The sequence below is a fragment of the Micromonospora tulbaghiae genome, assembly GCF_900091605.1.
GTDB lineage: Bacteria > Actinomycetota > Actinomycetes > Mycobacteriales > Micromonosporaceae > Micromonospora > Micromonospora tulbaghiae.
The window spans coordinates 338,292-357,786 of the sequence record NZ_FMCQ01000001.1; the positions used below are offsets into that span (position 1 = coordinate 338,292).

Annotated in this window: 22 protein-coding genes; 18 read left to right on the forward strand and 4 right to left on the reverse strand. The window is 71.9% G+C overall.

Annotated features, from left to right (window positions below):
• Positions 1–77: 77 nt before the first annotated feature.
• From dnaJ to GA0070562_RS01600, 3 genes are all read left to right on the forward strand, one after another.
• Positions 78–1,262 (forward strand): molecular chaperone DnaJ, encoded by a 1,185-nt coding sequence (gene dnaJ, locus GA0070562_RS01590; protein WP_091413776.1) that lies wholly within the window; start codon positions 78–80, stop codon positions 1,260–1,262.
• A 24-nt stretch (positions 1,263–1,286) separates the two neighbouring features.
• On the forward strand, positions 1,287–1,727 hold the full coding sequence (locus tag GA0070562_RS01595) for a heat shock protein transcriptional repressor HspR (RefSeq protein WP_091413778.1): 441 nt from the start codon (positions 1,287–1,289) through the stop codon (positions 1,725–1,727).
• A 177-nt stretch (positions 1,728–1,904) separates the two neighbouring features.
• Positions 1,905–2,111, forward strand: a complete 207-nt coding sequence (locus GA0070562_RS01600) for a hypothetical protein (protein WP_013283368.1) — start codon at positions 1,905–1,907, stop codon at positions 2,109–2,111.
• 60 nt (positions 2,112–2,171) lie between these two features.
• On the opposite strand, the gene GA0070562_RS01605 is transcribed toward GA0070562_RS01600, so the two are convergent.
• From GA0070562_RS01605 to GA0070562_RS01615, 3 genes are all read right to left on the reverse strand, one after another.
• Positions 2,172–2,600, reverse strand: coding sequence for a hypothetical protein (locus GA0070562_RS01605; protein WP_091413780.1), 429 nt, complete (start codon positions 2,598–2,600; stop codon positions 2,172–2,174).
• A 165-nt stretch (positions 2,601–2,765) separates the two neighbouring features.
• Positions 2,766–3,983: a cation:proton antiporter gene (locus GA0070562_RS01610; protein WP_091413782.1), complete on the reverse strand. Its 1,218-nt coding sequence runs from the start codon at positions 3,981–3,983 to the stop codon at positions 2,766–2,768.
• A 5-nt stretch (positions 3,984–3,988) separates the two neighbouring features.
• Entirely contained in the window at positions 3,989–4,489 is a 501-nt protein-coding gene (locus tag GA0070562_RS01615; RefSeq protein ID WP_091416018.1) for a cation:proton antiporter regulatory subunit, read from the reverse strand.
• Positions 4,490–4,671: 182 nt separating this feature from the next.
• Here GA0070562_RS01615 and clpB point away from each other — a divergent pair, with 182 nt between their 5' ends.
• The 15 genes from clpB to GA0070562_RS01690 all read left to right on the forward strand — a co-directional run bounded on the left by clpB (position 4,672) and on the right by GA0070562_RS01690 (position 18,462).
• Complete coding sequence (gene clpB, locus GA0070562_RS01620) at positions 4,672–7,263, forward strand: ATP-dependent chaperone ClpB (RefSeq protein ID WP_091413783.1); 2,592 nt, start codon at positions 4,672–4,674, stop codon at positions 7,261–7,263.
• A 270-nt stretch (positions 7,264–7,533) separates the two neighbouring features.
• On the forward strand, positions 7,534–8,745 hold the full coding sequence (locus GA0070562_RS01625; protein WP_091413785.1) for an MFS transporter: 1,212 nt from the start codon (positions 7,534–7,536) through the stop codon (positions 8,743–8,745).
• 263 nt (positions 8,746–9,008) lie between these two features.
• A complete protein-coding gene (locus tag GA0070562_RS01630) occupies positions 9,009–9,386 on the forward strand; it encodes a hypothetical protein (protein ID WP_091413787.1) in 378 nt (125 codons plus the stop codon).
• A gap of 85 nt (positions 9,387–9,471) precedes the next feature.
• Complete coding sequence (locus GA0070562_RS01635; RefSeq protein WP_091413789.1) at positions 9,472–10,110, forward strand: DUF4178 domain-containing protein; 639 nt, start codon at positions 9,472–9,474, stop codon at positions 10,108–10,110.
• 1 nt (position 10,111) lies between these two features.
• Positions 10,112–10,606 carry a DUF2617 family protein gene (locus GA0070562_RS01640; RefSeq protein ID WP_091413790.1) on the forward strand — a complete coding sequence of 165 codons (495 nt, stop codon included), beginning with the start codon at positions 10,112–10,114 and terminating at the stop codon, positions 10,604–10,606.
• Positions 10,603–11,028 carry a DUF4247 domain-containing protein gene (locus tag GA0070562_RS01645; RefSeq protein WP_091413792.1) on the forward strand — a complete coding sequence of 142 codons (426 nt, stop codon included), beginning with the start codon at positions 10,603–10,605 and terminating at the stop codon, positions 11,026–11,028. Before GA0070562_RS01640 ends, GA0070562_RS01645 begins: the two co-directional genes overlap by 4 nt.
• Before the next feature lie 31 nt (positions 11,029–11,059).
• Entirely contained in the window at positions 11,060–11,482 is a 423-nt protein-coding gene (locus GA0070562_RS01650) for a DUF350 domain-containing protein (protein WP_030269725.1), read from the forward strand.
• On the forward strand, positions 11,482–12,255 hold the full coding sequence (locus tag GA0070562_RS01655) for a hypothetical protein (protein ID WP_091413794.1): 774 nt from the start codon (positions 11,482–11,484) through the stop codon (positions 12,253–12,255). Before GA0070562_RS01650 ends, GA0070562_RS01655 begins: the two co-directional genes overlap by 1 nt.
• On the forward strand, positions 12,252–13,820 hold the full coding sequence (locus tag GA0070562_RS01660) for a polyamine aminopropyltransferase (protein WP_091413796.1): 1,569 nt from the start codon (positions 12,252–12,254) through the stop codon (positions 13,818–13,820). The genes GA0070562_RS01655 and GA0070562_RS01660 overlap by 4 nt, the downstream gene beginning before the upstream one ends.
• Positions 13,821–13,884: 64 nt before the next feature.
• Positions 13,885–14,883 (forward strand): hypothetical protein, encoded by a 999-nt coding sequence (locus GA0070562_RS01665; protein WP_175438627.1) that lies wholly within the window; start codon positions 13,885–13,887, stop codon positions 14,881–14,883.
• Between the two features lie 67 nt (positions 14,884–14,950).
• A complete protein-coding gene (locus tag GA0070562_RS01670) occupies positions 14,951–15,727 on the forward strand; it encodes a hypothetical protein (protein WP_091413800.1) in 777 nt (258 codons plus the stop codon).
• Positions 15,728–15,799: 72 nt separating this feature from the next.
• Positions 15,800–16,528 carry a hypothetical protein gene (locus GA0070562_RS01675; RefSeq protein ID WP_091413802.1) on the forward strand — a complete coding sequence of 243 codons (729 nt, stop codon included), beginning with the start codon at positions 15,800–15,802 and terminating at the stop codon, positions 16,526–16,528.
• On the forward strand, positions 16,525–17,334 hold the full coding sequence (locus GA0070562_RS01680) for an SDR family NAD(P)-dependent oxidoreductase (protein WP_091413804.1): 810 nt from the start codon (positions 16,525–16,527) through the stop codon (positions 17,332–17,334). Before GA0070562_RS01675 ends, GA0070562_RS01680 begins: the two co-directional genes overlap by 4 nt.
• Positions 17,335–17,487: 153 nt before the next feature.
• Positions 17,488–18,027, forward strand: a complete 540-nt coding sequence (pyrE, locus tag GA0070562_RS01685; protein ID WP_091413808.1) for an orotate phosphoribosyltransferase — start codon at positions 17,488–17,490, stop codon at positions 18,025–18,027.
• 57 nt (positions 18,028–18,084) lie between these two features.
• On the forward strand, positions 18,085–18,462 hold the full coding sequence (locus GA0070562_RS01690; protein ID WP_007454255.1) for an ArsR/SmtB family transcription factor: 378 nt from the start codon (positions 18,085–18,087) through the stop codon (positions 18,460–18,462).
• 173 nt (positions 18,463–18,635) lie between these two features.
• Here the strand turns inward: GA0070562_RS01690 and GA0070562_RS01695 are convergent, their stop codons facing one another.
• Positions 18,636–19,475: a DedA family protein gene (locus GA0070562_RS01695; protein ID WP_091413810.1), complete on the reverse strand. Its 840-nt coding sequence runs from the start codon at positions 19,473–19,475 to the stop codon at positions 18,636–18,638.
• Between the last annotated feature and the right edge of the window lie 20 nt (positions 19,476–19,495).

Genomic DNA, 19,495 nt, shown 5'->3' on the forward strand with positions numbered 1-19,495 from the left:
CCGACCCGCGACGTCCCGCCCGCCCGCACCGGGCGGGCGGGACGACCGGGATTCGACCCGTGGAAGGGGGTGGACCGGTGAGTTCCAAGGACTGGATCGAGAAGGACTACTACGCCGCGTTGGGCGTGGACAAGTCCGCCTCCTCGGACGAGATCAAGAAGGCGTACCGCAAGTTGGCCCGGGAGTCGCACCCGGACCACAACCCCGGCGACACCGGCGCGGAGGAGCGGTTCAAGACCGTCTCCGAGGCGTACGCGGTCCTCGGTGACGAGAAGAAGCGCCGCGAGTACGACGAGATGCGCTCGCTGTTCGGTTCCGGCGCCTTCCGGCGTGGCGCGCGCGGCGCGGGGCAACCGGGCGGCATGCCGTTCGACGTCTCCGACCTGTTCGGCGGCGGCGCCGGCGGTGGCGACAACCGGTTCAGCGGCGGCGGTTTCACCGACCTGTTCAGCTCGATCTTCTCCGGCGGCGGTGCCGGCGGCCCGGCGCGTCCGCGCGGTCCGGCCCGCGGCCGGGACGTCGAGACCGAGGTGGCGCTCGACTTCGAAGACGCGGTACGCGGCGTCACGCTGCCGCTGACGCTGCGCGCCCCCGGGGTCTGCGACACCTGCCACGGCAACGGCGCGAAGCCCGGCACCCAGCCGGTGGCCTGCCCGGTCTGCCACGGCGCCGGGGTGACCACCCGCAACCAGGGGTCGTTCAGTTTCTCCGAGCCGTGCCGCAACTGCCAGGGCGTCGGCACGATCGTCGAGGAGAAGTGCCCGGAGTGCCACGGCACCGGCGGGGTCACCAAGACCCGCACGCTGAACGTGCGCTTCCCGGCCGGTGTGGCCGACGGGCAGCGGATCCGCCTGGCCGGCCGAGGCGAGCCCGGCGAACGGGGCGGTCCGGCGGGCGACCTGTTCGTACAGGTGAAGGTCCGCCCGGACGAGCTGTTCGGGCGTACCGGGGACGACCTGACCCTGAACGTCCCGATCACGTACGCCGAGGCGGTTCTCGGCACGGACCTGCGCGTACCGACCCTGGACGGGACGGTGACCCTGCGGGTGCCACCGGGTACGCCCAGCGGGCGGGTGCTGCGCGCCCGCGGCAAGGGCGTCGTACGCAAGGACGGCCGCGCCGGTGACCTGCTGGTCACGCTCGACGTGGTGGTCCCGGCGAAGGTGTCGGACGAGGCGCGGGCGGCGCTGGAGACCTTCGCGGCGCAGACCCCGCCCGCCGCGCGGGAACATCTCGACGCGCGGGTACGTCGATTCAGTTGAGGTCGGCAGCGGAGGTGAGCGGGCATGTCGGAGGAGTACGTCGGCTCGGGTGACCCGGCCTACGAGGCCAAGGTCTTGATGATCTCGGTGGCCGCGCGGATGGCGGGGATGCACCCCCAGACGCTGCGCCAGTACGACCGGCTGGGCCTGGTGCAGGCCGGCCGGGCGTCCGGTGGCGGTCGCCGGTACAGCGTCCGGGACGTGGTGCTGCTCCGCGAGGTGCAGCGGCTCAGCCAGGACGACGGGATCAACCTGGCCGGGGTCAAGCGGATCATCGCGCTGGAGCGGCTGCTCGAAGAGGCGCAGCAGCGGGTGGCCCGGCTGGAGGCGGAACTCGACGCCGCGTACCGGCGGATCGCCGAGCTGGAGTCGCTCGGCGGCTTCCCCCGCGGCGACCTCGTGCCCACCAACCGCACGTCCACCGCGCTCGTCGTCTGGCGTCCGCGCCGCGCTCCCGACCGCTGACCTCGTACCGGAAGGCCGGCGCGCCCCGCTCCCCCGGGGCCGCGCCGGCCTTCGTCGTTCCCCGGGCGGTTCGCGGGCCGGGTCAGGGGAAAGCGGGCGTACGGCAGGGCGGGGTCAACTACGCTTTTCGCAGGGGGCAAATGCCTCAAAGCGGATTCCGGGCTGGCGGGGGGAGTCATGACGGAACCGGCGAAGAAGGTGGCCGAGCGCGCGGAGGAACGGCTGGAGAAGGTGGCCGAGAACGTCCGCGAGCGGTTCGACCGGGTCACCGAGGGACGCTTCAGCGACAAGGTCAAGGAAGGGCGCTTCGCCGACCAGACGGACCACGGCGTGGACCGGGCACGGGACGACGAGCGGCGCAAGAAGCAGGGCGGGTCGACCTGACGATCCGCTGACGTGCGGGCCGGGATCCACGGGGGATCCCGGCCCGTTCGCCGTTGGCCGTCAGAGGCGGCGGTTCTCGCGGACCAGGCCGCCCTCGCACCAGTCTCGGTAGACGAAGAGATCCGGCCGGGCGAGCAGCACCCGGCTGTTGTGCGCCCAGTTCCGCATCAGGTCGTCGCCGGACTTCTCGGCCTGCTCGACCAGCTTGCGGAACCGGCGCTTGGGGTGGGCGCGGAAGTTCGTCCGGATGCCGTCGGCGGCGTAGATGTAGAGGCAGTGCAGCGTGAACCGCCGCGCCGGGCAGCCCTGGTCCATCGCCAGGTCGAACAGCGTCTGCACCAGATGGTCACCGGCGACCAGCAGGTCCCAGTCGGGCGGCATCGAGGTCAGCGGCACCGAATCCGGTTGATAGGCCCACGCCCGGAGTTCGGCGGGCGAGGGATCGACCGGGTTGGCGAAGCCGTGGAACGTCTCTTCCTGCACGCTCACCGGCCGACCTTCCGCTTGCGCTGGCGGGGGCGCAGGCCACCCGCGGACCCTGGCTGCTGGGCCGAAACGTTAACGCGGTTGGACGGAGCAGTGGTAGACCTTCCCGGGATCAATTTGACAACGCCGGGCCGGATCTGCCCCACGGCTGATCCGGCCCGGCCCGGGTCAGTCGGCGGAGCCCAGGGGCAGCGGTGCGGGCGGCCGTGCGGCGGCGGCGCGGCTGCGCAGCCACTGCTTGAACCACGGGCTGTCCGGCAGGCGGGCGAGCAGCGGCCCGGTCACCACCGTGATCAACACGTACGCGGTGGCGAGCGCGGCGAGCTTCGGCTCCACCGGGTAGATGGCCGCGACGGCCAGCCCGGCGATGACGATGGAGAACTCGCCGCGCGGGGTCAGCGCCAGGCCGGCCCGCCAGCGGCCGGGCTCGGCGATCCCGGCCCGGCGGGCGGCCAGGTAGCCGGTGGCCACCTTCGTCGCCATGGTCACCACTGCGAGCAGCAGCGCGGGCAGCAGTACCGGCGGCATGTCCAGCGGGTTGGTCACCAGCCCGAAGAACACGAAGAAGACCGCGGCGAACAGGTCACGCAGCGGGGAGAGCAACTCGGTGGCGTGGTGCGCCACCGGCCCGGACAGCGCGATGCCGACCAGGAACGCGCCGACGGCCGCCGACACCTGGAGCTTGGCCGCGACACCGGCGACCAGCAGGGTCAGGCCGAGGACCCCGAGCAGCAGCGCCTCCGGATCCTTGGCGGAGAGCGCGGCGGAGATCAGGTGGCCGTACCGGATGGCCACGGCCAGCACGACGACCACGGTGAACACCGCGACGGCGAGTGCGATGCCGCCCTTGACCAGGCCGACCCCGGCGAGCAGCGCGGTGACCAGCGGCAGGTAGAGGGCCATCGCCAGGTCCTCGATGACCAGGACGGAGAGGATCACCGGGGTCTCCCGGTTACCGACCCGGCCCAGGTCGCCGAGCACCTTGGCGATCACGCCGGACGACGACACCCAGGTCACGCCCGCGAGCACCACCGCCGCCACCCAGCCCCAGCCGAGCAGGAGCGCGAAGGCGAAGCCGGGCAGCGCGTTGAACACCGCGTCGATCACGCCGGCCGGCGCCGCGGACCGGAGGTTGCCCACCAGTTCGTTCGCGCTGTACTCCAGGCCGAGCATGACAAGCAGCAGGATCACGCCGATCTCGGCGCCGACGGCGAAGAACTCCTCGCTGGCGTTGAGCGGCAGCAGACCACCGTGCCCGAACGCCAGGCCGGCGAGCAGGTACAGGGGGATGGGCGACACGCCGAAGCGACGGCTCAGCCGGCCGAGCAGGCCGAGCAGAAGCAGCAGCGCACCGACCTCGATGAGCAGGATTGTGGTTTCGTGCATACGTGTCAGCCGTCCGGATCGGTCTCGGCGAGGATCGCGGTCACGCCGTCGAGCCCCTGCCGGGTACCGACCACGACGACCACATCGCCGGCCTCGAACCGGAAGGTGGGATCGGGCGAGACGTTCACGGCGCCCTGACGCAGCACGGCCACGATGGACGCGCTGGTCCGGGTGCGCGCCTTGGTGTCCGCGAGCCGCTTGCCGACGTACTTCGACCCCGCCGGGATGGCGATCTGCTCGGTCAGCAGCCCGGCGGCCTGCTCGCGCAGCCCGGAGAGCTGACCCAGCATCAGCGACGCGCCGAGGATGTCGGCGAGCGCCTCCGCCTCGTCGTCGGTCAGAGGTATGTCGTGTTGGCAGGAGTCGGGATCGTCCGGGTCGTAGAGGACCAGGTCGCGACGGCCATTTCGGTGGGAGACCACGCCGAGCCGGCGGCCGGACTCCGTCATCAGATCATGACGTACGCCGATCCCGGGCAGGGCGGTCTGTTCGACACGTACTCGCACGCGGGTGAGGCTACCGCTGCCGCGCACCTGTTGCGTGCGGGGTGGATCGGTCGCCCGACCGGACCTCCGGCTCCCCGGCCGGACCGGATGAGGGTGACTCAGGTCACAGGGGTGGAGTTGAGCGGAATAGACTCAACTCTGGTTGTGTCATGTCCAGTGGACACGCCGATCCGGGGGAGCCCATGAACACGGAACGTCTCACCACCAAGAGCCGCGAAGCCATCACCGGTGCCGTCGCGCTGGCGAACCAGCGCGGTCACGCCACCGTGGAGCCCTGGCACCTGCTGCTGTCACTGCTGGACACCGAGGGCTCGACCGCCGCGGGCCTGCTGCGCGCCGTCGGGGCCGACCCCGCCGAGCTGCGCCGCGTCGCCCAGCGCTCGGTCGACGCGCTGCCCGCCGCGCGCGGGTCGAGCATCGCCGAGCCGACGCTGGCGCGCGAGTTCGTCAACGCCATCGGCGCCGCCGAGCAGATCGCCCGGCCGCTGGGCGACGAGTACACCTCCACCGAGCACCTGCTGGCCGGGCTGGCGCGGGTCGGTGGCGCGGTCTCGGTCGCGCTGAAGAACTCCGGCGCCACCGAGGAGAACCTGGTCGCCGCGTTCCCGACCGTCCGGGGCGGCGACCGCCGGGTCACCACCGCCGACCCGGAGCAGACCTACCAGGCCCTGACCAAGTACGGCGTCGACCTCACCGCCAGCGCCCGCGACGGCAAGATCGACCCGGTGATCGGCCGTGACTCGGAGATCCGCCGGGTGATCCAGGTGCTGTCCCGGCGTACCAAGAACAACCCCGTGCTGATCGGCGAGCCGGGCGTGGGCAAGACCGCGATCGTGGAGGGCCTGGCCCAGCGGATCGTGGCCGGCGACGTGCCGGAGTCGCTGCGGGACAAGAAGCTGGTCTCGCTCGACCTCGGCGCGATGGTCGCCGGCGCGTCGTACCGCGGGCAGTTCGAGGAGCGGCTGAAGTCCGTGCTGGAGGAGATCAAGAACTCCGACGGCCAGGTCATCACGTTCCTCGACGAGCTGCACACGGTGGTCGGCGCCGGCAAGGGCGAGGGCTCGATGGACGCCGGCAACATGCTCAAGCCGATGCTGGCGCGCGGCGAGCTGCGGATGGTCGGCGCGACCACGCTCGACGAGTACCGCGAGCACATCGAGAAGGACCCGGCCCTGGAGCGCCGCTTCCAGCCGGTGCTGGTCGGCGAGCCGACCATCGAAGACACCATCGGCATCCTGCGCGGGCTCAAGGAGCGCTACGAGGTGCACCACGGCGTACGGATCACCGACGCCGCGCTGGTCGCCGCCGCGGCGCTCTCCGACCGGTACATCACCGACCGGTTCCTGCCGGACAAGGCGATCGACCTGGTCGACGAGTCCGCGTCCCGGCTGCGCATGGAGATCGACTCGCGGCCGGTCGAGGTGGACGAGATCGAGCGGGCGGTACGCCGGCTGGAGATCGAGGAGATGGCGCTGGCAAAGGAGCCGGACGCCGCGTCCGCCGAGCGTCTGGAGCGGCTGCGCAAGGAGCTGGCCGACAAGCGCGAGCAGCTCACCGCGCTCTCCGAGCGCTGGCAGACCGAGAAGAGCCACATCACAAAGCTCTCCACCGCCAAGGAGGAGCTGGAGCGCCTCGGCGGCGAGGCCGAGCGGGCCGAGCGCGACGGCGAGCTGGAACGCGCCGCCGAGCTGCGGTACGGCCGGATCCCCGCGCTGCGGACGGAGCTGAAGCAGGCCGAGGAGGAGCTGGCCCGGCTCCAGGCCGACGGCGCGATGCTCAAGGAGGAGGTCGGCGCGGACGACATCGCGGCAGTGGTCGCCTCCTGGACCGGCATCCCGGCCGGCCGGCTGCTCGAAGGCGAGACGGCCAAGCTGCTGCGGATGGAGGAGTCGCTGCGCGCCCGCGTCGTCGGTCAGGCCGAGGCGGTCGGCGCGGTGTCCGACGCGGTCCGCCGCGCCCGGGCCGGCGTCGCCGACCCGGACCGCCCGACCGGGAGCTTCCTGTTCCTCGGCCCGACCGGCGTCGGCAAGACCGAGCTGGCCAAGGCGCTCGCCGAGTTCCTCTTCGACGACGAGCGGGCGATGGTCCGCATCGACATGAGCGAGTACGGCGAGAAGCACTCGGTGGCCCGCCTGGTCGGCGCCCCGCCCGGGTACGTCGGCTACGAGGAGGGCGGTCAGCTCACCGAGGCGGTACGTCGCCGGCCGTACTCGGTGATCCTGCTGGACGAGGTGGAGAAGGCCCACCCGGACGTCTTCGACGTGCTGCTCCAGGTGCTCGACGACGGCCGGCTCACCGACGGTCAGGGCCGCACCGTGGACTTCCGCAACGCGATCCTGATCCTCACCTCGAACCTGGGTTCGTCGGTGATCAGCGACCTGACGCTCACCGAGAACGAGCGCCGGGAGGGTGTGCTCGCGGTGGTCCGGTCGCACTTCAAGCCGGAGTTCCTCAACCGGCTCGACGACATCGTGGTGTTCGCCGCGCTCCAGGGCGAGGACCTGCGGTCGATCGTGGACATCCAGCTCGACCGGATGCGAACCCGTCTTGCGGACCGCCGGTTGACACTGGACGTCAGCGACGCCGCACGCATCTGGTTGGCCGAGCACGGGTACGACCCGATCTACGGCGCCCGGCCGCTGCGCCGGCTGGTGCAGTCGGCGATCGGCGACCAGCTCGCGAAGGCGCTGCTGGCCGGCGAGATCCGCGACGGCGACACGGTCCGCGTCGACCTGTCCGACACCAAGGAGTCCCTGGCGGTCACCGCCGCCTGACCCACCCACCCTTACGAAGGCCCGGCCCTCAAGGCCGGGCCTTCGCCGTCCGGTGAGACGGACAGCGCTGCGGGCATCAGCCGAATATCCTGCCCGGAACGTCAATCGAAAGTTAGGAGCCGCAGATGCGCCTCGGCCTGCTGACGGTCCCCGCTTCGCCGCGAGAGCACGCCGCTAACTGACGCTTCGCCGCCGGTGCGGCGGCGCGGTGCTCCTCGCCGCGAAGCGGTCCCTCATGACCGTTTCCCTTCCTGGCTCGAGGAGCTCTTCTTGCGTGCCCTTGTATCCGCGCGTCTAGGCGCGGACTTCACCAGACTGTGGACCGCTTCTGCGGTCTCCAACATCGGTGACGGTGTCACCATGGCCGCCGGCCCTCTGCTGGTGGCCTCCATCAGTGAGGATCCGGCCCTGATCGCCGGTGCCGTCTTCGTCCAACAACTGCCCTGGCTACTGTTCGCCCTGGTCAGCGGTGCTTACGTCGACCGGCTCGACCGGCGGCGGCTGGTCGTGGTGGTCAATCTGCTGCGCGCCGCGGCACTGGCCGGTCTGACGCTCACCGTCGCCACCGAGACGGTCACCGTGGCCGTCGTCTACGCGGTGCTGTTCCTGCTCGGCGCGGGTGAGACAGTCGCGGACACCGCGATGGGCGCCCTGCTTCCGGCGGTGGTCGCACCCGAGAGACTGCCCGCCGCCAACGCCCGGCTGTACGCGACGTTCACCGTCGGCAACCAGTTCGTCGCCAAGCCGCTGGGCGCGTGGTTGTTCGTCATCTCCGCCGCCATACCGTTCGGGCTCGACGCACTGACCTTTGCGGCTGCTGCGGCTCTGATCGCCGGCATCCGACCGGCGCCCGTACCGGAAGAACCCCGTCCGCGCGGCTCGCTGCGCGGCGAGATAGGCCGAGGTGTGCGCTGGCTGTGGCGGCACCGCCTGCTGCGGACGCTCGCCGTGAGCATGGGCTTGGGCAATGTCGCGTTCGGTGCCGCATTCGCGGTGTTCGTGCTCTACTGCCGGCAGCGACTGGGCCTGTCTGATGTCGGATACGGCTTCCTGCTGACCTCGTTCGCAGTCGGTGGCCTGTTCGGCACGACGGTCGCCACCAGGCTCACCCGGGCGTTGGGTGCCGGCACGGTGCTGCGTGCCGGCCTGGTCGTCGAGGTCGTCACACACGTGACCCTGGCCGTCACGACATCACCCTGGATCGCTGCCGCCGTCTTGATCACCTTTAGCGTCCACGCCATGGTCTGGGGCATCACCGCCGCGTCGGTCCGGCAGCGAATCGTGCCGGCCCACCTGCGCGGGCGGGTCGGCAGCGTGTTTGCGCTGCTCGACCTGGGCGGAGCGGCGCTCGGTGCGCTCCTCGGCGGGCTGCTGGCCGGGACCTGGCAGATCACCACACCGTTCTGGGTCGCCGCGGCGGCGATGGCGGTGATCGGCGGATTCGCCTGGCGGCCGTTGCGCGGCGCGACCCGGCTGACCTGACCGAGACGGGCTGCTCCACTTGATCAAGGAGTTTGTGTCCGCGCCGGAGCCCGCGGAGGACACAAACTCCTTGATCAATGGGGAGGGCCGGGGTGGGGAGGGGATCGGGTACGGGGTCGGGTGGTCACCGGCGGCGCGGCCCGCGTGCCGCCGGTGCGGGCGCGTCGTGGGTGTTAACAAGGGGCCCTTCCTCTACCGGAGGCGTTAACAGGGGGCCTTTCCTTGTGGTTGGGCGGGGTGGTGGGTTGGGCACATAGTGGGGCATGAGCGGGAGCTGGGAACGGGAACTGGACGCGGCCGTGCGGGAACTCGACGACGCGGACACCCTCGCCTTCGGCGGGGTGGGACTGGCGGGGCAGATCCTGCCCGCGACCGAGGCGTACCGGACGCTGGAACAGGGATTGCGGGAGCACCCGGAGGCGGCCCGCAAGCGGATCGACAGGTTGCTCCGCAAGGGTTCGCCGGCCGGCCGGGCGTACGCGGCGACGCTGCTGGAGGCGGTCGACCCGGCCGCCGGGCGGGACGCCTGGGCGCGGCTGCGCGGCGACGACGGCGAGTTCACCACGTTCTCCGGCTGCCTCATGGGTCGCGCCACGCTGGGCGGATACGCGGCCGACCGGCTCGCCGGCGGCGACCAGTAGCTGACCGCACACTCAGCGAACAGGACTTCATCAGGCGTGCGTGCGGTTGTTACCGTTCCCGCCGAGCACGTTGGGGGAGGCGGTCGTGAACGGTTCGTTGGCGTACGTGGTAACCACGCTGGGGTGCCTGGTCGGGGTGGCCGGTGTGGTGATCGCCGTCATCGCGGTACGGAAGTCCCGGTCGGCGTCGGGCCCGAAGACGAAGGCGGCGCCGGGCGACCCGTTCCGGGACCGGGACGCCGACGCGCTGCGGGGTGACCCGCGCGCGCTCAAGCCCGGCGACATCGTCGAGATCCGCGCGGTGCCGTACACCGTGCGCGGCTCGGTGCACCTGGTCGAGGGCGGCTGGAGCTGGGCGGAGCACCTGCTCGACGACGCGGGCGGGGTGAAGCGCTGGCTCTCCGTCGAGACCGACCCGGACCTGGAGATGGTGCTCTGGACCAGCGAGCCGGGGGCCACCGTCACGCCGGGCGCCCCGACGCTGGAGATCGCCGGCCGCCGCTACAACTGGGACGAGTCGGGCCAGGCCCGGTACACCGCCACCGAGGGCACCGGCCTCGACCCGCACGGCACCATGCGCTACTACGACTACCAGGCGCCCGGCGGTGCACGGCTGTCGTTCGAGGCGTACGGAGAGGCCGGCTGGGAGGTGAACCTCGGCGAGGAGCTGCGCCGCGCCGAGGTGATGATCTACCCGCAGGGCGGCCCGGAGACGGTGCGCTGACGTGCTCGTCTGTCTGGACGCGCCCTACGTCGACACCAGCGCCGCCGATCTGAGCCTGGCCCTCGGCGGCCCGGAGCTGCCGGCGCTGGCCGTACGCGACATCGACCTGCCCGGGCTGCCCCGGCTGCGGCTGCGCCTGCTCGGCGCCTCCCACCAGGTCGTGCTCGGCACGCTCACCGAGACGGTCGCCTGCCTGCCCGGCCGCCCGCCGCACCTGCCCGGCACGCTGCACGACGAGACGGCCGGCTACCGGTTCCTCGCCACGGTGCTCCGGCCGGAGGGCGACGGCCTGCGTACCCGGGTCGCGGCGCTGCGCGCCGAACTGGCGGGCGACCCGTACGCGCTGATCGGGGTCTTCCCCGGCGACGAGGACGCGGTCACCGCGCTCTCCGTCCGGCCCGGCCCGCCGGACGGCGTGCTCGCCTGGCGCACCTGGCACGCCTACCCGCAGACCAACGAGCTGGTCCTGACCGAGACGGTGGTGGAGGAGCTGTGACGTACCGACGGTGGTTCGTGGTGGGCGTGGCGGTCGCCGTCATCGGCGCGCTCATCGCCGCGTTCACGATCTTCTACGGCAACTTCTCGCCCCGGGGCTACGTGGAGGACAACTACTCCCGCGCCTCCGGGCGGGACATCGGCTCGAACGCGATCGCGTACACCTCGAACAAGGCGCCGAGCGAGGTGTCCAAGCAGATCACCGACGCCTGGAAGCCGGCCGACCAGTACGTCGACGGCAGCGGCGTCTACCTGCGCTACGACGACGACTCGGTGGTCATCCTCCCGCTCGCCGTCGGCTCGGTGATCCTGCTGGAGAGGATGACCACCGCCTACCCCCGGTACCACAGCGTCGTCGGCAACAGCTGGGGCTGGGGCCGAGGCAGCACGGTCCGGGGCGGCGGCCCCGGTTCCGGCAAGTAGCCCCTCCGACCCCCTCACCCTGGAGTCTCCTGTGCAGCATCTCGTCACCGACCTGCTGGTCACCCTCGCCTACGGCGCGGTCGGCGTCGTCCTGATGGCGATCGGCTACGTCCTGGTCGACCTGGCCACCCCCGGCAAGCTCCACGAGCTGATCTGGACCGAGCGCAACCGCAACGCGGCGCTGCTGCTCTCGTCGAACCTGCTCGGGGTCGGCACGATCGTGGTCGCCGCGATCGTGGCCAGCGACGACGACTTCACGCTGGGGCTGGTCGGCGCCGCCGCGTACGGCATCCTCGGTCTGGTGATCATGGCGGCGGCGTTCGTGCTGCTCGACGTGGCCACCCCGGGCAAGCTCGGTGAGCTGCTGGTGGACCCGGAGCCGCACCCGGCGGTGTGGGTCTCCGCCACCGTGCACCTCGCCACCGGCGCGATCATCGCGGCCGCGATCATCTGATGAGCGGCAGGCCCGCACAGCAGTCGGCGGGGAAGGACAAGCGCACGCAGACGGTGATCTGGTCCGTGGTCGTGGGGGTCGTGGTCGTCGTCTGCGTCATCGGCGCGTTCGGCGGCGACTCGGACACCTCCGTCCCCGCGCCGGCGACCGACGAGCGCTCCGGCACCGTGCCGATCCTCCGGGCCGCCACCGACAGCCAGGGCATCTGCTACGGCTGGGAACTGCTCGACGTGTACGACGAGGTGAGCGTCGGCTCCAACCTCGGCGACGGCACCACAGTCGTCGACGCTCCCGGGTGCACGCGCTGGCTCGCGGTCTCCGCGAACGTCAGGTACACCTCGTCGAGCAGCGAGTCGGAGGACTCCGCCACGATCCGGATCAAGGGCTCGGACGACATCGAGTTCGCCGACCTCGCCGCGATCGAGACCCGGCTGGGCCGGTTCGGGCTGGACGAGGAGGCGTTCGTCGACGACCCGGGCTGGGCCGTCACCCGGGCCGCCACGATCCTGCCGCTGCTCGCCGCCGAGCGCGGGCTCGCCGAGCCGGCCGCGACACCCACCGCCGCGCCGTCGGCAGCCGCCGCCCCGCTGCCGGACGCCGGCAACGACTTCTGGCGGGACCGCTGGATCTACGTGCTCAGCTCGGTCGGCCTGTTCCTGCTCGCCGCGCTGTTCCTCGCCGTGGGCGTGCGACAGCGCCGCAACCACCGGGTACGGGTGCCCGCGCAGCGCGCCGGGGCGGGAGCCGCCGGACGTACCCGGAGCAGACAGTGACCGCCGATGTGGCCGCACGGCCGCGGTGGCGCCTGGCCCGCGCGGCGGTCCTGCTCGCGGTCTTCGTGTGCGCGGCCTGCGGCCTGGTGTACGAGCTGGCGCTGGTCGCGCTCGGCAGCTACCTGATCGGTGACACGGTCGGTCAGGCGTCGATCGTGCTCGGCGTGATGGTCTTCGCGATGGGCGTCGGCGCGCTGGTGGCGAAGCCGTTGCAGTCCCGGGCGGTGGTCTCGTTCGCGGTGATCGAGCTGACGCTGGCGCTGCTCGGCGGCCTCTCCGTGCTCGGCCTCTACGCCGCGTTCGCCTGGCTCGACCTGTACGGCCCGGCGCTCGTCGGCACCGCGTTCGTGCTCGGCCTGCTGATCGGCGCGGAGATCCCGCTGCTCATGGTGATGCTGCAACGCATCCGGGAGCAGTCCGCGGGCAGCGCGGTGGCCGACCTGTTCGCCGCCGACTACGTGGGCGCGCTGCTCGGCGGGCTGGCCTTCCCGTTCCTGCTGATCCCGGTCTTCGGCCAGCTCAAGGGCGCGCTCGTGGTCGGCGCGGTGAACGCCGTCGCCGGGGTCGTGCTCGTCTTCACCGTGTTCCGCGCCGACCTCAGCCGGCGGGCGCGGGCCGGTGTGGGCGCCGGCGCCGTCGTGGTCGGCCTGCTTCTCGGGTACGCCTGGGTGACCGCCCACGACTTCGAGGTGACCACCCGCCAGCAGCTCTACCGCGATCCGGTGGTGCACGCCGAGCGCAGCCGCTACCAGGAGATCGTGCTGACCCGCTCGGTGCGCGAGCCCGGCCACTCCGCCACCGACCTGCGGCTGTTCCTCAACGGGGACCTCCAGTTCAGCTCGATCGACGAGTACCGCTACCACGAGGCGCTCGTGCACCCGGCGATGCGCGGGGCGCACGGCGACGTGCTGGTGCTCGGCGCCGGGGACGGGCTGGCCGCGCGGGAGATCCTCAAGTACCCGGACGTTCGCTCGGTGACGCTCGTCGACCTCGACCCGGCCGTGGTAGAGCTGGCCCGCCGCGAGCCGCAGCTGCGCGAGCTGAACCGGGAGTCGCTCACCGACCCCCGGGTACGGGTGCTCAACCTGGACGCGTTCGCCTGGCTGCGTACCGCCACGGACCGCTTCGACGTGGTGATCGCCGACCTGCCCGACCCGGACGAGACGGCCACCGCGAAGCTTTACACGATCGAGTTCTACACACTGATCCGGCCGGTGCTGGCCCCCGGCGGGCGGCTCGTCGTGCAGTCCGGGTCGCCCTACTTCGCGCCCCGGTCGTACTGGTCGATCGAGCGGTCGGTCCGCGAGGCGGGCTTCACCACCGTGCCGTACCACGTCGACGTGCCGAGCTTCGGCGACTGGGGATTCGTGCTCGCCGCGCCGGGTGACGTCGCGCCCGAACTGGCGCTGCCGGACGATCCGCCGCCGCTGCGGTTCCTCACCCCGGCGGTGCTGGCCGCCGCCGGCACGTTCCCCGCCGATCGGGCCCGGATCGACGTGCCGGCCTCCACGCTGTTGCGGCCGAGGGTGCTGGACTACGCCCGCGAGGAGTGGCGCGGCTACTAGGTTTCGGGACATGCCACCCGAATCGCCGCGCCACCGACCGGGCATCGGCTGGCTGGTCCGCCGGCTGCCGACCCGGGCGGTCGAGGCGGCCTCCTACCTCCAGGCGTTCGTGCTCTCCGGCGTGGTCACCGTGCTGGCCGTACGGGCGTACCTGAAGGCCACCGACTATCCGCAGCTCGGTGGCGGCGGGCTGCACATCGCACACGTCCTCTGGGGCGGCCTGCTGCTCGCCGTCGGCCTGGGCATCCCGCTCGTCTTCCTCGGCGGCGGCGCCCGTACCGGCGGTGCCGTAGTCGGCGGCATCGGCTTCGGGCTGTTCATCGACGAGGTGGGCAAGTTCGTCACCACCGGCACCGACTACTTCTACGCCCCCGCCGCCGCCATCATCTACGTGGCGTTCGCGCTGCTGGTCCTGCTCACCCAGGCGGTACGCGGACGCACCGGCCGGTCCCGGCTGACCCCGGCCGAGCGCACCGCGAACGCGCTGGACATGGTGCTCAGCGGTCTGCCGGGCGGGCTCACCGATCGCCGCCGGATCGCCGTGCTGCGGCTCGTGCAGGGCACCGGACCGGCCACCGAGACGGCGATGGCGCATCTGCTGGACGCCGTGCCCCACCGGGAACCGCCGCCGGTGCCGCTCTGGCAGCTGGCGGCGGACCGCGCCCGGCGCCTCGCCGTCTGGGCGGCCGGACGCCGCTGGCTGGTCTGGCCGGTCGTGGTCTACCTGGTCGTCGAGCCGGTGCTGACAGTGGTGGCGGTGTTCGTCGACGGCGTGACCGGGAAGCTGGACCAGGAACGGGAGTGGGGCGCGGTGCTCGGCGTCAGCGCCACCGCGCTGATCACCGCCGTGCTCGGTCTGTGGGCCGCCTGGCTGCTGCGCCGCAACCGGGCCGAGGCGTTCCGCCTGTTCAAGCTGGCGCTGCTCGTCGACCTGCTGTTCGGGCAGGTCTTCAACTTCACCGTGAACCAGTTCGGGGCGGTCTCCGCCGTCGCGCTCGATCTCGCGCTGCTCGGCGTGGTCACCGCCGAGCACCGTCGGTTGCGGCGCGCCGCCGAGAGGTAAGCCATTCGGGCGTGCTGAGCTGGTCGAAGATCGCTACGGTGGGCATCTGATCCAGGAAGGGAGAATCATGGTCGATGCTCCGGGCACTCCGCCCCGTACGCGTCCCGGCGTGGTGACGCTCTCCAGTTGGCTGCTCATCCTCGTCGCCGCGATCCAGGTGCTGAACCTGATCGTGGCACTGGCCGTCGTCGGCAAGATCCGCGATGTTCTCGCCGACGCGTACGCGGGCACCTCGGCCGAGTCGGCCGCCGACATCGCGTACGCGTTCAGCATCATCACGGCGGTCGTGTCGCTGCTGATCGCGGCCGGGCTCGTCGTCCTCGCGCTGTTGAACAACCGGGGCAAGAACGGCTCCCGGATCACCACGTGGGTGCTGGGCGGCATCCTGTTCTGCTGCACCGGCGGCGGGCTGCTGACCGGTCTCACCGGCGGCATGACGGGCGGTGGCAACACCACCGGTGACATGCCCAGCTCGGAGGAGATCCAGCGCCGGCTGGAGGACGCGCTGCCGTCCTGGTACACCCCGGTCAACCTGCTGCTGGGCCTGGTCGCGCTGCTCGCCCTGCTGGCCGCGCTGATCCTGCTGGCGCTGCCGCAGGCGAACGAGTTCTTCCGCAAGCCCAAGGCCGGCTGGGAGCCGCCGGTGCCCGGTGGCGCCTACCCGGCGTACCCGTCGCACCCGGGCCAGTCGGGCGACCCGTCGTACCCGTCGTACCCGCCGGCTCCCGGCACGCCGCCGTCGACCGGCGGTCAGCCGCCGTCCGCGCCGGGTGGCCAGCCGCCGTCCGCGCCCGGTGGTCAGCCGGGTGAGCGCCGCGACCCGGAGCCGCCATCCGGAAGTTGACGTCCGGATTGCAGCGACGCCGACGATCCCTCCGAGTAGGTTGCAAGCCGACGCCTACCGGAGGGATCAGTCGTGTCGTACCCCGATCGGGCCGCACCCCGCCGGCCGGGCACCGTCCTCGCCGCGGCGGCGCTGCTGCTGGTGATGGCGGTCGGCGCCGTGGCGTACGCGGTGGCCAACCTGGCGGTCGGCGGCGGCACGGTGGACCGGTTCCGGGATGCGGCGGCGCAGCGGACCGGCGCGAGCGGTGGCGACATCGACCAGGTGGCCGGTCTGCTGCGCGGCTCCACAGTGCTGGCCGCCGTGCTCGGCGTGCTCGCCGCACTGCTGCTCGTCGGGCTCGCGTTCGGCCTGCTCGCCGGCCGGTCCGGTGCCCGCACGGCGACCTGGGTGGTCGCCGGTACGGGCCTGCTCTGTGGTTGCTGCGGGCTGGCGGTGCTGGTCGGCCAGCGGGCCGTCCCGCTGCGGCTCGGCGCGGACGACCGGATCACCGCCGACCTGCTGGGGCTCGTCGGGGACGCCTACCCGTCCTGGTGGATCCCGGTGAACGCGACGCTGTCGGTGGCGCAGATCCTCGGCTACCTGGTGGTCGCCGTGCTGCTCACGCTGCCGTCGTCCGGCGCGTTCCTGCGCCGCCGTACCGCCCCGCTGCGGCTGTCCGGCTACGGCTCGACCGTGTCCGGCGCGACCGCCCCCGGGCCGACGCCCTGGGGACCGCCACCCGGCCTGAACCCGCCCTCGTCCGTCCCGCCCGCGACGCCGCCGGGTGGGTTCCCGCCACCTCCCGAGGACCGCCGATGACAGGTGACACCGACCCCTCCCGGCGCCGTGCCCTGGTCACCGGCGCCAGCCTGGGCATCGGCGAGGCGTTCGCCCGCCGGCTCGCCGCCGACGGCTGGGACCTCGTCCTGGTGGCCCGGGACGCCGCCCGGCTCGACGCGCTGGCGGCCGAGCTGACCGGCCGTCACGGTGGCGACGCCGAGACGATCGCGGCGGATCTGTCCACCGAGGACGGCTGCGCGGCGGTCGAACGACGGCTGACCACCGGTACGCCGATCGAGCTCCTCGTCAACAACGCGGGCATCAGCCTGAACACGTCGTTCGTCCGCTCGTCGGTGGCGGACGAGGCGCGGCTGGTCCGCCTCAACGTGCTCGCGGTGCTGCGTCTGACCCATGCCGCCCTCGGCCCGATGATCGCGCGAGGCCGTGGGGCAGTGATAAATGTCTCTTCCGTTGCCGGCTTCGGTGTCCCCATGCCGGGATCCACGTACTCGGCCAGCAAGGCGTGGGTGACGAATTTCAGTGAATCGATCGGCCAGTCCGTCGCGCCGCTCGGTGTACGCGTGATGGCGCTCTGCCCCGGCTACACCCGAACCGGAAATCACGAACGCGCGGGCATCGACATGTCGCGACTGCCCGCCTGGGCCTGGTTGCGAGCCGACGATGTGGTCGCTGAAGGGCTGCTTGACCTGCATAAAGGTAAGTTCGTGAGTGTCCCGGACTGGAAGTACAAGGTGGCGGTGGCCGGGCTGCGGTACGCGCCGAAGCGCCTGCTACGCGGTTTCCGGCGGGACACCCGGGGTGCGGTCGGTCGGCAGCGCGGCTGACCGGCGGCGGCCCGCACCGGGCCGGTTCGGCGGCCGGCCGGGATGGACGGTCGCACAGCGTAGCCGCTCATCGCCACCCGCCGGTCGCCCGCAGGGTTGACCAGGGCAGACCCCAAGGATGGCGCTCAGACTTGCGAAGTACGCTCTTGGGCCATGGGCGACCACGACGACCTGCGCAAATTCATCACTGACCTAGCTGTGGTGCACGGCCGGGTGGTGCTCTCGTCGGGCCGCGAGGCGGACTGGTACGTGGATCTGCGTCGCGTCACGCTCCATCACGAGGCGGCTCCGTTGATCGGCCGGGTCATGCGTGACCTCACCGCCGACTGGGCGTACGACGCGGTCGGCGGGCTGACCCTGGGCGCCGATCCGGTGGCCGCCGCCATGCTGCACGCCTCGGCGGGCACGGGCCGTGCGGTCGATGCCTTCGTGGTGCGCAAGGAGGGCAAGGCCCACGGTCTCCAGCGCCGGATCGAGGGGCCGGACGTCTCCGGGCGGCGGGTGCTCGCTGTCGAGGACACCTCCACCACCGGTGGAAGTGTTCTGACAGCGGTCGAGGCATTGCGTGAGGCAGGGGCCGAGGTGGTGGGTGTGGCGGTTATTGTTGATCGAGGTGCCGGCGACACGGTGCGAGCCGCCGGATTGCCCTATCGGGCGGCCTATACGTTGGCTGACCTCGGCCTTGTGGCGTAAAAGTTTGCCGATTCGGATCTGCTGATATGCAGGCGGATCGATGCTGCTGGTGGAAGGATGGAATACGTGGGAACTGCGTTGGCTGAAATGACCATGCCTCAGATCTCGCCGCTTGCCGGCGAGCCGATCGAACGCGCCGACGCCGAGCGGCTTGCGGGGGTCCTCAAGGCCCTCGCTGACCCCGCTCGGCTGCGGCTGCTCAGCCTGATCCAGTCGGCTCCCGAGGGGGAGGCGTGCGTGTGTGACCTCACCGCGCCGCTCGGCCTCTCGCAGCCGACGGTCAGCCACCACCTGCGAATCCTCACCGAGGCCGGCTTGCTGGAGCGGGAGAAGCGCGGGGTCTGGGCGTACTACCGGCTGGTGCCGTCCGCGATCGCCACGATCGCGGATCTGCTCACCCCGCCGCGGAAGCGGGCTACCAAGAAGGCTCGCTGAAACCTTTCGGGCCGGCCCTACCGAGGGTCGTCCCGACCGGGTGACCGGTGGCGTGCGAGGGGTGGCGCCATCAGCGCACGGTGACGGCTGCCGTCGTCCGTGTGACCCGGCTGGAGCAGTGATGTCGAAGGCCGGTCCTCGCCCGAGGGCCGGCCTTCGGCGTCCGTACGTGCTCAGCGGCGGTGCTGCCCGCCGTCTCCGTGCCCGGGCCGGTGCTCCTCGATGCCCTCCCGGGCCGCCTCCACCGTGCCGGCCACCGTCGCCGCGGTGATGACGGCGACCGCCTCGCCGCGCTTGCGCGCCCGCCGGTCGCGGAGGAACTCGAAGAAGATCGGCAGCACCGAGATCACGATGATCAGCGCGACCACCGGCAGGATGTACCTGTCGATCTTGTCGCCGATGGCGTCGTAGATCTGGCGGGCCAGCAGGTAGCCGATCAGCAGGATGCCGTCCACCCAGAGGACCGCACCCACCACGTTCCACACGAAGAACTGGCGGGCCGACATGCCGAGCACCCCGGCCACCGGGTTGAGGAACGTCCGCACGATCGGGATGAACCGGGCCAGCACCACGGCCTTCGCCGGGCCGAACTTCTGGAAGTAGTACTCCGCCTTCTCCACGTACTCCCGCTTGAACAGCCGGGAGTTGGGCTTCTCGAACATGCGCCGGCCGTACCGGGCGCCGAGCCAGTGCCCGAGCTGGGCGCCGACGATGGCGCAGAGCGGCCCGCCGATCATCAGCCCGGCCAGGGACAGGCGGGTGCCGTCGCCGAAGATGGCGTCGGCCACCGGGGAGGCGGCCACCCCGGCCAGGAACAGCAGCGAGTCGCCGGGGAAGAAGAAGCCGACGAGCAGCCCGGTCTCGGCGAAGAGGATCACCCAGACACCGATCATGCCGAAGGTGTGGATGAGGTCCTTCGGGTCGAGCGGGTTCAGCGCCACGCTCTCGGAGAACATCCGGGTCTTCTCTGCTGTGTCCACGGCCACACAGGGTACCCCGGCCCGGTCCGGCATTTCGGCCGGACCGGGCGTCG

Coding starts and splice junctions, on each gene's coding strand:
- GA0070562_RS01595 (WP_091413778.1), top strand. CDS start 1,287: ATGTCGGAGGAGTACGTCGGCTCGGGTGACCCGGCCTACGAGGCCAAG.
- GA0070562_RS01600 (WP_013283368.1), top strand. CDS start 1,905: ATGACGGAACCGGCGAAGAAGGTGGCCGAGCGCGCGGAGGAACGGCTG.
- GA0070562_RS01610 (WP_091413782.1), bottom strand. CDS start 3,983: ATGCACGAAACCACAATCCTGCTCATCGAGGTCGGTGCGCTGCTGCTT.
- clpB (WP_091413783.1), top strand. CDS start 4,672: ATGAACACGGAACGTCTCACCACCAAGAGCCGCGAAGCCATCACCGGT.
- GA0070562_RS01630 (WP_091413787.1), top strand. CDS start 9,009: ATGAGCGGGAGCTGGGAACGGGAACTGGACGCGGCCGTGCGGGAACTC.
- GA0070562_RS01655 (WP_091413794.1), top strand. CDS start 11,482: ATGAGCGGCAGGCCCGCACAGCAGTCGGCGGGGAAGGACAAGCGCACG.
- GA0070562_RS01670 (WP_091413800.1), top strand. CDS start 14,951: ATGGTCGATGCTCCGGGCACTCCGCCCCGTACGCGTCCCGGCGTGGTG.
- GA0070562_RS01680 (WP_091413804.1), top strand. CDS start 16,525: ATGACAGGTGACACCGACCCCTCCCGGCGCCGTGCCCTGGTCACCGGC.
- pyrE (WP_091413808.1), top strand. CDS start 17,488: ATGGGCGACCACGACGACCTGCGCAAATTCATCACTGACCTAGCTGTG.
- GA0070562_RS01690 (WP_007454255.1), top strand. CDS start 18,085: ATGGAATACGTGGGAACTGCGTTGGCTGAAATGACCATGCCTCAGATC.
- GA0070562_RS01695 (WP_091413810.1), bottom strand. CDS start 19,475: ATGCCGGACCGGGCCGGGGTACCCTGTGTGGCCGTGGACACAGCAGAG.